Source organism: Mesorhizobium sp. M7A.F.Ca.US.005.03.1.1 (assembly GCF_003997975.1).
GTDB classification, from domain to species: Bacteria; Pseudomonadota; Alphaproteobacteria; order Rhizobiales; family Rhizobiaceae; genus Mesorhizobium; species Mesorhizobium ciceri.
Genome location: NZ_RZRO01000051.1, coordinates 34,040 through 47,215 on the forward strand (window position 1 = coordinate 34,040; position 13,176 = coordinate 47,215).

13 protein-coding genes and 2 pseudogenes are annotated in these 13,176 nt (G+C 63.7%); 8 read left to right on the forward strand and 7 right to left on the reverse strand.

Annotated features, from left to right (window positions below; translation table 11 throughout):
• The 4 genes from EN990_RS20760 to EN990_RS20775 form a co-directional block, all read right to left on the reverse strand.
• Nucleotides 1–1,509 (reverse strand): tripartite tricarboxylate transporter permease, encoded by a 1,509-nt coding sequence (locus EN990_RS20760; protein ID WP_063169001.1) that lies wholly within the window; start codon nucleotides 1,507–1,509, stop codon nucleotides 1–3.
• 10 nt (nucleotides 1,510–1,519) lie between these two features.
• The gene (locus EN990_RS20765; protein ID WP_063169000.1) at nucleotides 1,520–1,993 is read right to left on the reverse strand and encodes a tripartite tricarboxylate transporter TctB family protein; all 474 of its coding nucleotides are present in this window, start codon (nucleotides 1,991–1,993) and stop codon (nucleotides 1,520–1,522) included.
• Nucleotides 1,994–2,067: 74 nt separating this feature from the next.
• Nucleotides 2,068–3,045, reverse strand: coding sequence for a tripartite tricarboxylate transporter substrate-binding protein (locus EN990_RS20770; protein WP_063168999.1), 978 nt, complete (start codon nucleotides 3,043–3,045; stop codon nucleotides 2,068–2,070).
• Between the two features lie 175 nt (nucleotides 3,046–3,220).
• Nucleotides 3,221–3,676, reverse strand: coding sequence for a DUF2214 family protein (locus tag EN990_RS20775; protein WP_024502811.1), 456 nt, complete (start codon nucleotides 3,674–3,676; stop codon nucleotides 3,221–3,223).
• 202 nt (nucleotides 3,677–3,878) lie between these two features.
• Here EN990_RS20775 and EN990_RS20780 point away from each other — a divergent pair, with 202 nt between their 5' ends.
• On the forward strand, nucleotides 3,879–4,412 hold the full coding sequence (locus EN990_RS20780) for a GNAT family N-acetyltransferase (protein WP_013529609.1): 534 nt from the start codon (nucleotides 3,879–3,881) through the stop codon (nucleotides 4,410–4,412).
• A 5-nt stretch (nucleotides 4,413–4,417) separates the two neighbouring features.
• A pseudogene (locus EN990_RS36230) lies at nucleotides 4,418–4,519 on the forward strand (DUF4892 domain-containing protein); the annotation flags it as partial.
• 34 nt (nucleotides 4,520–4,553) lie between these two features.
• Here the strand turns inward: EN990_RS36230 and EN990_RS20790 are convergent.
• Nucleotides 4,554–5,318 carry an IclR family transcriptional regulator gene (locus EN990_RS20790; RefSeq protein WP_013529610.1) on the reverse strand — a complete coding sequence of 255 codons (765 nt, stop codon included), beginning with the start codon at nucleotides 5,316–5,318 and terminating at the stop codon, nucleotides 4,554–4,556.
• 183 nt (nucleotides 5,319–5,501) lie between these two features.
• Between EN990_RS20790 and EN990_RS20795 the strand changes: the two genes are divergently transcribed.
• The 5 genes from EN990_RS20795 to EN990_RS20815 all read left to right on the forward strand — a co-directional run bounded on the left by EN990_RS20795 (nucleotide 5,502) and on the right by EN990_RS20815 (nucleotide 10,728).
• Nucleotides 5,502–6,476, forward strand: coding sequence for a tripartite tricarboxylate transporter substrate-binding protein (locus EN990_RS20795; RefSeq protein ID WP_013529611.1), 975 nt, complete (start codon nucleotides 5,502–5,504; stop codon nucleotides 6,474–6,476).
• 139 nt (nucleotides 6,477–6,615) lie between these two features.
• Nucleotides 6,616–7,152: a tripartite tricarboxylate transporter TctB family protein gene (locus tag EN990_RS20800; RefSeq protein WP_027161342.1), complete on the forward strand. Its 537-nt coding sequence runs from the start codon at nucleotides 6,616–6,618 to the stop codon at nucleotides 7,150–7,152.
• A gap of 4 nt (nucleotides 7,153–7,156) precedes the next feature.
• Nucleotides 7,157–8,680 (forward strand): tripartite tricarboxylate transporter permease, encoded by a 1,524-nt coding sequence (locus EN990_RS20805; protein WP_013529613.1) that lies wholly within the window; start codon nucleotides 7,157–7,159, stop codon nucleotides 8,678–8,680.
• A gap of 15 nt (nucleotides 8,681–8,695) precedes the next feature.
• Complete coding sequence (locus EN990_RS20810; protein WP_127369358.1) at nucleotides 8,696–9,880, forward strand: CoA transferase; 1,185 nt, start codon at nucleotides 8,696–8,698, stop codon at nucleotides 9,878–9,880.
• Nucleotides 9,877–10,728: a citryl-CoA lyase gene (locus EN990_RS20815; RefSeq protein WP_063168996.1), complete on the forward strand. Its 852-nt coding sequence runs from the start codon at nucleotides 9,877–9,879 to the stop codon at nucleotides 10,726–10,728. Before EN990_RS20810 ends, EN990_RS20815 begins: the two co-directional genes overlap by 4 nt.
• A 4-nt stretch (nucleotides 10,729–10,732) precedes the next feature.
• On the opposite strand, the gene EN990_RS20820 is transcribed toward EN990_RS20815, so the two are convergent.
• Nucleotides 10,733–11,203: an NUDIX hydrolase gene (locus EN990_RS20820; RefSeq protein WP_013529616.1), complete on the reverse strand. Its 471-nt coding sequence runs from the start codon at nucleotides 11,201–11,203 to the stop codon at nucleotides 10,733–10,735.
• Nucleotides 11,204–11,329: 126 nt separating this feature from the next.
• Nucleotides 11,330–11,638: a hypothetical protein gene (locus EN990_RS20825; RefSeq protein WP_013529617.1), complete on the reverse strand. Its 309-nt coding sequence runs from the start codon at nucleotides 11,636–11,638 to the stop codon at nucleotides 11,330–11,332.
• 398 nt (nucleotides 11,639–12,036) lie between these two features.
• On the opposite strand from EN990_RS20825, the pseudogene EN990_RS36695 reads away from it, so the two are divergent.
• Nucleotides 12,037–13,176, forward strand: a pseudogene (locus tag EN990_RS36695) (autotransporter outer membrane beta-barrel domain-containing protein); the annotation flags it as partial.

The window sequence follows — 13,176 nt, forward strand, 5'->3', positions numbered from 1 at the left end:
TCAACTCTCCTCCACAAACACCTCTTCGCGCTTTTTCTTGACCGCCGGCAGGAAGACGACGGCGAGCACGGCGAGCGCTATGAGCAGCAGGCCGGCGCTGATCGGTCTGGTCACGAAGGTGCTCGGGTCGCCGCGCGAGAGAATCATGGCGCGGCGCAGATTTTCCTCGAGCAGCGGGCCGAGCACGAAGCCGAGCAGCAGCGGTGCCGGTTCGCAGCGCAGCTTGGTCAGGAGGTAGCCGAGGAAGCCGAAGAAGGCGACGGCGTAGAGATCATAGACGTTGCTGTTGACGCTGTAGACGCCGATCGAGCAGAACGCCATGATGATCGGGAAAAGCACGTAATAGGGGATCGTCAGCAGCTTCACCCAAAGCCCGATCAGCGGCAGGTTGAGGATGATCAGCATCAGATTGCCGATCCACATCGAGGCGATGATGCCCCAGAACAGCGCCGGCTGTTCGGTCGCGACATTGGGGCCGGGCACGATGCCCTGGATGATCATGGCGCCGATCATCAGCGCCATGACAGGGTTGGCCGGAATGCCCAGCGTCAGCATCGGGATGAAGGAAGTCTGCGCACCGGCATTGTTTGCCGATTCCGGTCCGGCGACGCCTTCGATGGCGCCCTTGCCGAACTCCTTCGGGTTTTTCGAGACGCGTTTTTCGACCGTGTAGGAGGCAAAGGCTGCCAGGATCGCGCCGCCTCCCGGCAGGATGCCGAGCGCTGAACCGATGATCGTTCCGCGCACGATGGGCGCTGCCATGCGCCGAAAGTCCTCGCGGGTCGGCATAAGGCCGGTGACCTTGCGGATCATCACGGAGCGCTCATCCTCGTTTTCGAGGTTGCGCAGGATCTCGGCGATGCCAAAGACACCGACCGCCACCGCAACGAAATTCAACCCGTCGGCATATTCCCGGATTCCAAGCGTGAAGCGCGGCGTGCCGGTGTAAATGTCGGTGCCGACAACGCCGAGCAGCAGGCCGAGCACGACCATGGCCAGCGCCTTGACGATCGAGCCGTGGGCGAGCGCGACGGACGAAACCAGGCCGACGATCATCAGCGAAAAATACTCGGCCGCGCCGAATTTCAGCGCGATCGCCGTCAGCGGCGGGGCAAAGATGGCGACGAGGAACGTCGAAACGGTGCCGGCAAAGAACGAGCCGATGGCCGCGATCGCGAGGGCCGCCCCGGCGCGGCCGTTCCTGGCCATCTGGTAGCCGTCGATCGCGGTGACGGCGGACGAGGATTCGCCGGGCATGTTGATGAGAATGGCGGTGGTCGAGCCGCCATATTGCGCACCGTAATAGATGCCGGCGAGCATGATGAGGGAGGAAACCGGGTCGCCGATCTGGAAGGTGATGGGCAAAAGCATGGCGATGGTCGCGGTGGCGCCGATGCCGGGCAGGACGCCGATCAGCGTGCCGAGAAGGACGCCGATCAGGCAGAAACCGAGGTTGGTCAGCGACGTCGCCGTCGAAAAGCCGAGCGCAAGGTTGTCGAGCAGATCCATGCTCATCGCCTTACGACACCAACCACGGGGCCAGCCACGGGCCGAAGCGGCGGAACGGCAGGCCGAGCGCGTAGCTGAAGACAAGGAATGCAAACAATGTCAGGCCGGCCGACAGCACGAGCGCGGTCAACGGCTTCATGCAGCGGCTGGCAAACGACGCGATCAGCGCCGTCAGGAAGATCGACGGGATGAATCCGAGGCCGCGCACCGTCAGGCCGAAGAAGATCGGAGCAGGCAGGATGAGCAGCATGCCGCGCCACGCAATATGCCCGACCGCTTCGCCCTCGACGCGTACAGCCTGGACGAGAATGACGGCGCCAAGCAGGACCAGCACGATCGCCAGGACCAGCGGAAAATAGCCTGGCCCCATGCGCAACGCGGTGCCGATTTCGAGGCCGAGCGATTGCAGCGCGAACCATGCGCCGAAACCGATGAACAGGGCGGCGCACAGGCCGTTGGCCCTGTCGATCGCGAAAGGTTTCATGATGGTTCTCCCAAGCCGCGGTGCGTAGCGGATGCCGAGCGAACAGGGGCGCCGGTGGCGCCCCTGTTCAAACCTCAGTCGGCATACTGGCCGGCGGCTTCGATGATCGGCTTCCAGCGCGCGATCTCACTTTCCAGCTTGGCCTTCAGTGCGGCGGGCGTCGCATCGGCCTCGGGCGATGGCTTGGTGCCGAGTTCGGCGAAGCGGGCCGCGACGTTCTGGTCCTTCAGCGCGACCTGAAGCGATTTCGACAGGCGTTCGGTGATCCCGGCCGGTGTGCCCTTGGGTGCATAGAGACCGTGCCAGATGCCGACCTGCACTTCGGGAAGGCCGCCTTCCACCGTCGTCGGGACGTCTTTCAGCACATCGAGGCGCTCCGGCGAGGTGACGGCATAGGCCTTGATGGTGCCGCCCTGGATCTGCTTGGTGGTGTTGGTCGTCTGGTCGCACATGATGTCGACCTGACCGCCGAGGAGATCGGTCATGGCCGGGCCGGTGCCCTTGTAGGGCACGGTGACCAGCGGCGTCTTGATGGCGCTCATGAACAGCATGCCGCACAGATGCGAGGCCGCACCGATGCCGGCATTGGCGACGGTTATGGAATCCTTGTTGGCCTTGGCGTACTCCACCAACCCCTTGAGATCGGTCGGCTCCAGGTCCTTGCGGCCGACGATGGTCATCGGCACCTCGGTGACGAGGCCGACATATTCGAAGGCGTTCAGCGTGTCGTAGGCGAGCTTTCTGTACAGCGTCGCACTTGTCGCCATGCCGATATGATGGAGCAGCAGCGTATAGCCGTCAGGCTCGGCGTTGGCGACGCGGCCGGCACCCAGCGTTCCGCCGGCGCCGCCGACATTCTCGACGATGACCTGCTGGCCGAGATCCTTCGACATCGCTTCGGCGACGAGGCGCGTGACCGTGTCGGTCGGACCGCCGGCGGCAAACGGTACCACAACGGTGATGGTTCGTTCAGGATAGGTCTGCGCGCTGGCCGCGAACCCATAAAGCGTGACGGCCGCGGCAGCAGCCAGAGCGGCGACAAATCTTCTCATCGTGATCTCCTCCCGGGATATGAATCTCCAACGCCGCGCGGATCTCCTCTCAACACCGGCTGCGCATGAAGCAACAACTAGGGCAAGCTAGCAAATAGCAACTGGGCGGCAAACTGCCGATATCCGCAAACATCCGCACTCGATGGGTGGATAATGTCGGAGGGTGATCGCCACCCTAGTAGCCGTAGCCGCGCGCCATCGCCGCGGCGAAGACCGGGATGAGCAGGAAGATGAAAGCTTCGGCGCGGATATAGGTCTTCACGGACGCAAGTTCGGTCGCCGGCACCTGGAACGAGGCATTGCCGCTCGCCTGCCTGTTCCAGGATATGAAGCGGACGGTCGGGATGATCGACAGCAGGCCGACAGCGCCGAACGCCGCTATCTTGGCCCAGAACACCCAGTTGTAGACGTAGAATTCCCAGCCCTTGAGGCCATAGAAGACGCGGCCGATGCCGACGACGATGATCAGCGCGGCGATGACGCCGTAATGGCGGTCGATGCCGGCGAGCCTCTTGAGCGTCGCAGCACCCAGGTCGCCGCGGATCAGGACGAATTCGGCGCCGATGATCCCCGCCAGCGAAAACACCAGCAGATGATGGAAGATCGCAAGCACAAGATCGGTGGTATCCATGCTCTTTTCCCTGGGTTTGACGCCACCAATGCGCGCCTGAAAAAAGGTCGGGCTGGCAGGTGTTGAATCAGCCTGCGGTGAAAAATAACATCGTCGCGCAAAATTCCCATAGCGGCGCCTGGATGATGGGCCGTGTTGCCCTGGCCCCTTGCGCAGCACCGGCGATTTGCTAAGCGCTGGCGATCCGTGCGAGGCAGATCCCATGAACAATCCGCAAGCGACCAGTGCTCCTGTCATCGAAACGAAGCGAACCATCCTGCGGGCACACCGGCTGGATGATTTCGACACCTATGCCGCGATGTGGACCGATCCCGTCGTCACCCGCTTCATCGGCGGCAAGCCGCGCACGCGCGAAGAAAGCTGGATGCGCTTCCTGCGTCACGCCGGCCTGTGGTCGTTGCTTGGCTATGGCTTCTGGGCGATCGAGGAGAAGGCGACCGGGCGCTTCATCGGCGAGGCCGGGTTTCACGATCTGAAGCGCGACATGGAACCATCGATCGAAGGCATTCCCGAGGCCGGGTGGGCGCTGGTTCCGGCCGTGCACGGGGCGGGCTTCGCCACCGAGGTGGTTGGCCGCGTCCTGGCATGGGGCGAAGTGATTTTCGGGCGCGAGAAGACCGTCTGTATCATCGATCCGGAGAATGGCGCTTCGCTGAGGGTGGCTGCCAAGTGCGGTTACCGGGAAGTGGTAAAGACCACCTATCACGACGCTCCGACCATCCTGCTGGCGCGGTGACCTGAGCGGCGCGATTGACCGCTGCAGGCGCCGGCATGATGGCACCTGTCGCCAGCAACGATGACGAGGCGGGCCGCGCCAAGAACCGCCGTGTGGTTCTGGTCAAGTTGAACTGGGCGAGCCTTCCAATCAGGCCGCATTCTACGGCAGGGCGTCCGCTGCCAGGCTTGCCTGCTCGAGCATTGAGGCGTCCTCGCCGAAGGCGCGGGTGGCGCGGGCCGCTGCCTCGAGCAGCGGACGCTTCATGCGCTGCAGAAAGGCCGCGTCGACGCGCGTGCTTGGTCCAGCCAGGGTCAAGGCGCCGAGCAGGACGCCCCCCGGCCCGAATACCGGCGCCGACACGCCCCCGGTCTCGGGGTCGCGGTCGCCGACGGCGAGACAGTTGCAGGTCTTGCGGATGGTCTCGTAGGGTTCGCCCTGCTGGCCCGAAAACGCTGCGAGCACGCGGCCGCCCGAGCCGAGCAGCAAAGGCAATACGTCGCCTTCGCGTATCGTGTAGCGGATCGGGTGCTTGGATTCGACGCGGTAAAGACAGGTGCGGACATCGCCCGAGCGAACGTAGAAGGCAACGCTTTCCCAGCTTCGCTCGGAAAGATCGCGCATGATCGGCAGCAGGATGTCGACCGCCACGACCGAACGCTGGTAGAGCGCACCGAGCCGAAACGTCGCGGGTCCGACGCGGTAGCGCCCATTGTCGAGGCGCTCGAGCAATCGTCCGCGCAAAAGGGAATTCGCAAGCCGCAGGATGGTGCTCTTGTAGAGGCCGGTGCGCGCCGCGATTTCGGCTAGGCTGAGCGACCGGTCCTCCGTGCTGAAGGCATCGAGGATGGCAATCGCCCGATCGAGTGCTGCAACACCTTCGGCGCGGTCGATTTCCGCATCTGCCGATTTGCTTGGCGAATCCATGGCGGTTCCAGTTTGAAGAAAGCCGAGCGACGCGACTGTGTCGCGCCGCCAAATCGTTCTGTCCAGTAGAATATCGTTTCCGTTGACAGAACTCCGTAACATCTGCTTGAAATCGATGACGGGTCTGGATGCAGGCGCGTTTTGGCGGGCACCGGAGGAGGTGTCGTGATTTGGAGGAATCCCATGCTGGACAGACGCAGATTTTTGATGAGCACCGCAGCCGTGGGTGCCGGGCTGATGACGTCGCATCTTTCTCCCGCTTTGGCCGAAGGCGCGCCCCAGATACAGCTCTTCGTGCCTGCCGCACCGGGTGGTGGCTGGGACCAGACGGCGCGCACGATCGACCAGGTGCTGCGCAGTGAAAAGCTCATCTCGGGTTCGCAGATCACCAATGTCGGCGGCGCCGGCGGGACTGTCGGGCTGCCGCAATTCATCAGCCAGTGGAACGGCAAAGGCAATTCCCTGATGGTTGCCGGCATGGTCATGGTTGGCGCCATCATTGCCAACAAGGCCGCCAACAATCTGACGCAGGTCACCCCGATCGCCCGCCTTACCGGCGAGTTCGAAGCCTTGGTCGTGCCGGCGGAGTCGCCGTTCAAGACGGCCGCTGATTTCGTCGCCGCGCTCAAGGCCGATCCGACAAAGGTTCCTGTCGCCGGCGGCTCCGCAGGCGGTTCCGATCACATCCTGTTCGGCCTGATTGCCAAGACTGTCGGCGTGCCGGCGACAAACCTGTCCTACGTGCCGTTCGCCGGCGGCGGTGAGGCGTTGTCGGCGCTGCTCGGCAACCAGGTCGCGGCCGGCATCTCCGGCTTTGGCGAGTTTTCCGAGCAGGTCAAGGCGGGCGCGCTGCGGCTGCTCGCCATCTCGGCAGACAAGCGCCAGGACGGCATCGATGCGCCGACGCTGAAGGAGGCCGGCATCGATGTCGAACTGTTCAACTGGCGCGGCGTCTTCGCACCGCCGGGTATTTCCGACGCCGACAAGGCAGCGATGATCACCCTGATCGAGACCATGGCCAAGAGCGACGCGTGGGCGACCGAATGCAAGAACCGCAACTGGACGCCGATCCTGCTCACCGGCGACGACTATGCGAAGTTCGTCACCGAGGATTCAGCCCGCATCGAGGCGATCCTGAAGGATCTCGGGCTCGCCTGATCCATCGTCATAGGGGCGGCGCAGGTCGCCCCTTCTCGCATGAAATGCAAGCCGGCATGACCCTGCGGTGGGGAGCAAGCATGCGGCGCCGGGCATTTTCGCCAACCATACTTGGCCAGCTCTCCTGGGGAGGACAATCATGAGCACCAGCGACCAGCAGCCGGCGCCGTCGCGGCTTGCCGTGCCGGAATTGTTGATAGGCATCGGGCTCCTGGCCTGCGCCGGCGCCGTTGCCTGGCAGACGCTGGCGATCCCGGTGTCGCCGCTCTACTCCAAGGTCGGCCCGACCGTCTTTCCCTACCTTACCATGGTTGGCCTGGTGGTACTTTCGCTGTTGCTCATCCTTGCCGCGCTTCGCGGCGGCTGGCAGCCGGAGGAGGAAAAGGAGACGCCGACCGACTGGAAGGCAATGGGCTTCGTCGTTATCGGCCTGATCGCCAATCTGCTGCTCATCCAACCGCTCGGCTTCACGGCGGCATCCGTCATCATGTTCGTGCTCGTCTGCTACGGCTTCGGCAGCAAGCGTACGCTGCGGGACGTCGTGCTCGGCCTTATCCTGGCGCTGGCCGCCTATTTCGGCTTCGCCAGGGCGCTCGGCGTCAACATCGGTGCCGGTTTCATCGAGAACCAGCTGAACACGGTCATCGATGCGTTCATCACCATGTTGAGGGGCTGACGCCATGGAAACGCTCGGACATCTGGCACATGGCTTCTCGGTCGCCTTCACCCCGGTCAACCTTCTGTGGTGCCTGCTCGGCACCACGCTTGGTACCGCCATCGGTGTGCTGCCCGGTCTTGGGCCGGCGCTGACCATCGCGCTGCTTTTGCCGATCACCTATCAGGTGGCGCCGGAGGCATCCTTCATCCTGTTTGCCGGCATCTATTACGGCGCCATGTACGGCGGCTCGACGACGTCGATCCTGCTCAACACGCCCGGCGAAAGCGCCACCATCGTCACCGCGCTGGAAGGCAACAGGATGGCGCGTTCCGGCCGCGGCGGTGCAGCCCTCGCCACCTCGGCGATCGGCTCGTTCGTCGCCGGCACGATCGGCACGATGGGCGTCGCTTTCCTGGCGCCGGTGGTGGTCAAATTCGCGCTGGCCTTCGGCCCGGCCGAATATTTCTCGCTGATGGTGCTGGCCTTCATCACCGTCTCGGCGGTGCTCGGCTCGTCTTCCGTTCGCGGCCTGACCAGCCTGTTCGCAGGCTTCGTCATCGGCATGATCGGCGTCGACCTGCAGACCGGCCAGCCGCGCTTCACCTTCGGCATGACCGAACTGCTCGACGGCGTCGACGTCATCATCGCCGCCGTTGGCCTGTTTGCCGTCGGCGAGACGCTGTACATGGCCTCGCGCCGCTATGCCGGCAAGGACGAGATCGTGCCGCTGAAGGGCTCGCTCTACATGACGGCGGCCGAGTGGGGACGTTCGTGGAAACCCTGGCTGCGCGGCGCCGCGATCGGCTTCCCGATCGGCGCCATGCCGGCGGGCGGCGCCGAAATCCCGACTTTCCTGTCCTATGCCATCGAAAAGAAGCTGTCGAAGCACAAGCAGGAGTTCGGCACGGTCGGCGCCATCGAAGGCGTTGCCGGCCCCGAGGCCGCCAACAATGCGTCCGCAGCCGGCGTGCTGGTGCCGATGCTGACGCTTGGCCTGCCGACCTCGGCGACGGCGGCGATCATGCTGTCGGCGTTCCAGAGCTACGGCATCAATCCCGGACCACTGCTTTTGACGACCCAGGGCGACCTCGTCTGGGGGCTGATCGCCAGCCTGTTCATCGCCAACGTCATCCTGGTCATCCTCAACCTGCCGCTGATCGGGCTGTGGGTGCGGCTGCTGAAAATCCCGGCGCCGCAGCTCTATGCCGGCATCCTGGTGTTCGCCACGGTCGGCACCTATGGCATTTCGCAATCGCCCATCGACCTCGTCATCCTCTATCTGCTGGGGGCCGCCGGTTTCCTGATGCGGCGGTTCGATTTTCCGACCGCGCCTGTCATCATCGGCATGATCCTTGGGCCGCTCGCCGAAACCCAGTTCCGCCGGGCGATGACCATCTCGAATGGCGACTGGTCCGTGTTCTACACCCACAAACTGTCGCTGACACTGCTGACGCTCGCCTTCATCGGCCTCGCCGGCCCGCATATCTGGGCCTTCATCGAGCATCGTCGTCGGCGCGGACCGGAGCATGTGCCCGGCGATGCCTGATCGATCCATGACGCCATGACAGAACTGCTTTCCGGTATTCGCGTCCTCGACCTGACCAATGTCCTGGCCGGTCCCTACTGTGCCTATCAGCTGGCGCTGCTGGGCGCCGACGTGATCAAGGTCGAGGCGCCGCAAGGCGGCGACCTCGCCCGCCAGCTCGGCGGCTCGCCGAAGCTGAACAGCGCCGGCATGGGCGCCTCGTTCCTGGCTCAGAACGCCGGCAAACGGTCGGTTGTGCTCGACCTCAAGAAGCAAGCCGATCGCGAGCGCTTTTTCGATCTGGTGGCCAGCGCCGACGCACTGGTGGAGAATTTCCGCCCCGGCGTGATGGATCGGCTGGGGCTTGGCTACGAGGCACTGAAGACGGTCCGTCCGGGCCTCGTCTATTGCGCGATATCGGGTTTCGGCCAGACCGGGCCAATGCGCGATAATCCTGCCTATGACCAGATCATCCAGGGCCTGTCTGGGATCATGAGCATCACCGGCACACCGGAAACGGCGCCGCTGCGGGTCGGCTATCCCGTCGCCGATACGCTTGGCGGACTGGTCGGCGCGTTCGCCATCGCCTCGGCGCTGGTGCGGCAGAAGACGAGCGGCGAGGGTGCCTTTCTCGACGTCTCGATGCTCGAATGCACACTTTCCGCACTTGGCTGGCCGGTTTCCAACTATCTGACCGCAGGTATCGACCCCATGCCGATGGGCAACGAGAACATGACGGCGGCACCCTCCGGTGCGTTTCGCACCGGCGACGGGCTCATCAACATCGCCGCCAACAAGCAGGAGCAGTTCGTGGCGCTGTGCCGGCTGATCGGCCGGCCGGAATTGGCTTCCGATATCCGCTATGCAGAGCGCGAGACGCGCAAGCGCAACCGTGCGGCGCTTAAAGTCGAGATCGAGGACGCCCTGGCGGGCGCCTCGGCGGCGGCCTGGGAAGAGACGCTCAATCGCGCCGGCGTGCCTGCCGGCAGGGTGCTGACGATCCCGCAAGTGCTGGCCGAGCCCCAAGTCCTCGAGCGCCAGGTGACCGCGCATTTCGACGATGTGGCTGGCATGGACAAGCCGCTGACCGTTTTGCGCGGCGGCTTCATGGTCGATGGCGAGGCGCCCTTGCCGACAAAGCCGCCGCCGGCGCTCGGCGAACATATGAGCGAGGTGTTCGCCGACCTGCCGCCCCACGCCAGGACAAAGGCACGCGCATGAGCGGCACGGAGAAGAAGACGGGCCGTGAGCGCGGCGAGGAATGGTGGCAGACCGATATCATCGAGATGCGGCCTGGTGTCATCCGGCTGCGCGGCTACGAGATCCAGGATCTGATCGGCCGCGTCAGCTTTCCGGCTGTCATCTGGCTGATGCTGCGCGGCGAACTGCCCAGCGAGGACCAGGCAGAATTGCTCGGCATTGCCTTGGCTGCCGCCGTCGACCATGGACCGCAGGCGCCATCGATTGCCATCGCGCGCATGGCTGCAACCTGCGGCGTCGGTATCAACAGCGCCATGGCCTCAGCCATCAACGTTCTCGGCGACGTGCATGGAGGCGCCGGCGAGCAGGCGCTTTCCTTCTATGGTGACATTGCCGTGGCGATCGATGCCGGGATGACGCTGAATGAGGCGGTCTCGGCGCGGCTCGACCGGTTCTTCGCCGAGGAGAAGGGCTATGTGCCGGGGCTCGGGCATCGCTTCCATCCCGTCGACCCGCGCGCGCCGCGCTTGCTGGAACTGACCCGCGAATTTGCCGCACGCGGTGCCGTCAATGGGCGTTTCGCCGATATCGCCGAAGCGGTCGAGGCGGATGTCGAACGCCGCAAGGGGAAAAAAATACCCCTCAACATCGATGGCGCCACCGCCGTCATCTATGGCGAACTCGGTTTTCCGCCGCCGCTGACGCGAGGGCTTTTCGTGCTGTCGCGCTCGGTCGGCATCCTGGCGCATGCCTGGGAGCAGTCGCAGCAGGCCGAGCGAAACAAGGGGCCGCTGCCGCGCGAGTGGCTGTGGGCCTATACCGGCACGCCGGTGCGGCCGTTTCCCGAAAGCGATGACCCCGGCGAGTGAGGCTCTACGCCTGGTCCACCTGCACAGGGATCTTCAGCGTCTTCACCAACGTTGAAAGATCCGGCTCGTCGATGAGCATGGCCGCATCGGCTGGCGCCAGCCAGGCCCGCTGGCGTCGTTTGGCTTCCTGCCAGTCGGCCAGTTCCTCGCTCACCTCGAGCAGGTAGACGATGACGTCGACGCGGACAAAGCGATTGGCCAGCCGCTTCCAGTAGGAATAGGTGCCCGCCGGCTGCTTCAGCGTCTTGCCGAGCACGCCGGCTTCCTCCTGCGCCTCGATGGTGGCCGCCTTGCGTCCGCTCTTGCCCTTCATCGGCCAGCCCTTGGGGACGATGAAGCGCCTGGTGGTACGCGACGTGACCAGCATCACCTCGATATCGCCACGCGCGGTCAGCCGGAAGGGAATAGCCGCCACCTGGCGGATTCTCTCGCCCTTCTTTGCCTTGCGTACGGCCTTTTTCTTGGTGGCTGCCATTCGTCAATCCAGTCGATGCAATGCCGCATAGCGCGACAAGGCGTCGTTGCAAAACCAAAACTTTCGCATGTGCCAACGACACTCGAAATACATAAGTCGGCTAAATAAACGAAAAAGGCCTTGATGTCAGCGGCAATTGCTCACGGCGGTGGTGCCGATTATCTGGGTCTGGCAGCTTGGCTTGAGCTGCTGCACGACCGGTGGCGGTTGCTGAAAGATCTGGCGGTCCTGGGCGCGATTCTGCTGCTGTTGCTGTTGATATTGCTGCCGCTGTATCCTGTTTTGCAGGATTTGCAGGTCGTTCTGCCGGATCAGCGCATTGTTGCCGGTAGCGGGATTGAGCGCTTGCGCGGAAGCCGGCAGGCAAACGCCCGCCAGCACTGCCGTGGCCAGCATTGCCACTGTGAAGATCGTTGATGGCCGAAGTGCCGACATCCGTTCATTCCCGCGCAAAAACTCTGTCCTTTGATATAGGGCGTTTGCGCGTCGATGCCATGGCCAGCGGGTCGAGTATCACGAAATCGGGCGGTCCAATCGCTTTGTTCTGCGATTTCGGCCGCGAAACGGCAGATAGTCATCATATGATGACTATGAAACGTCGGTGGCTTTGGTCAGTGTTCCCCACGTAAATTTTTGGTTTCATCCGGCATAAGTTAATGTATTCTAATTGAGTCAGAGCTCCGCAAGTGGGAATACGGATGCCCTGTTTTAATGCATTGAACCTTATTGCACAGTGCCGGCATCCTTATTGCAATTGCATGAGCAGAGCATAGCGGTGGCGTCGGACTCAAGCAGGCATTGAGGCGCGCCCCCGTAAAATGGGGGGTAAGTGCATGGCTTTGTTCACAGAGCGCGTTGCCGTATTGTCGTGCGCATCGGCCGACGACGGTTCAGCCAAGGCATGTTCTGAGGAAGTTCTTCGTGATGCCGCGGCGACTCAGAAGGGTTTGCCCGGCCGGCCGAATCAATGTCTCGCCACTCTGCCCAAACGGATAGCTCGATTGCTTTGCGCTACGGCACTGGTGGGGCTGGTCTTTCCTTACGCTCAATCTCCGGTCCATGCGCAGCAATTGTCCATCAATACGGATGGTGCACCGGGCGACAATGGTGATGACGGAATCGGTACTGCTGACGCCGGAGATGGCCATTCGCCGGTGGCGCCGGCTACGGGAACGAATAGTGTCGGCCGCACGACCTCCGGGGAGGCCGCTTTCGTTGGCAGCGCCCGGGGTGGGCGCGGCGGCGATGGCGGCTCGGCTGTCCATGCAACAGCCGTCCCGCCTTTTGTGGAGATCAAGGGTGGTAAAGGCGGCGATGGCGCCAAGGGCGGAACCGTCGATATAACAAACAACGCATCTGGCGCCCTCGAAACATCGGGGGACAATGCTCCCGGCATATCGGGCGACGCCGGCGGTGGGGATGGTGGTAACGGCGCATGGGCATTCGCCATCGCGGTAGGCGGTAAGGGCGGCGTCGGCGGGCGGGGTGGCGATGGCGGCACGGCGACCGTGACCACTACGATCGAAAGCAATATCATCACGCACGGGGTCAATTCGAACGGCATCACCGTCAATTCCAGCGGAGGGCGCGGCGGCAATGGCGGCTTGGGCGCTGCGATCGGTGCCGGCAAGGGTGGCAATGGCGGCAATGGCGGTTTCGGCGGTGACGCGAAAGGCGATAATGCCGGCTCCATTTCCACGGACGGGGCTTTCTCGAAGGGTATGCTTGTGCGGTCGGCGGGCGGCGTTGCCGGTGATGGTGCGAGTGGTTTCGGTATCGTGGGTAACGGCGGCAATGGGGGCGTGCCGACAATCGGCGGCAATGCCGAGGGGATAAATTCCGGGACCATCACAACTCGGGGAGATTTTGCCAGCGGCATGGTCGTGCAGTCGGTGGGCGGTGGCGGCGGCGACGGCGGTGGCGGTCTAGGTCTGTTCGGCGGTGGCGGCGCGGGTACGGATGGCAATGACGGC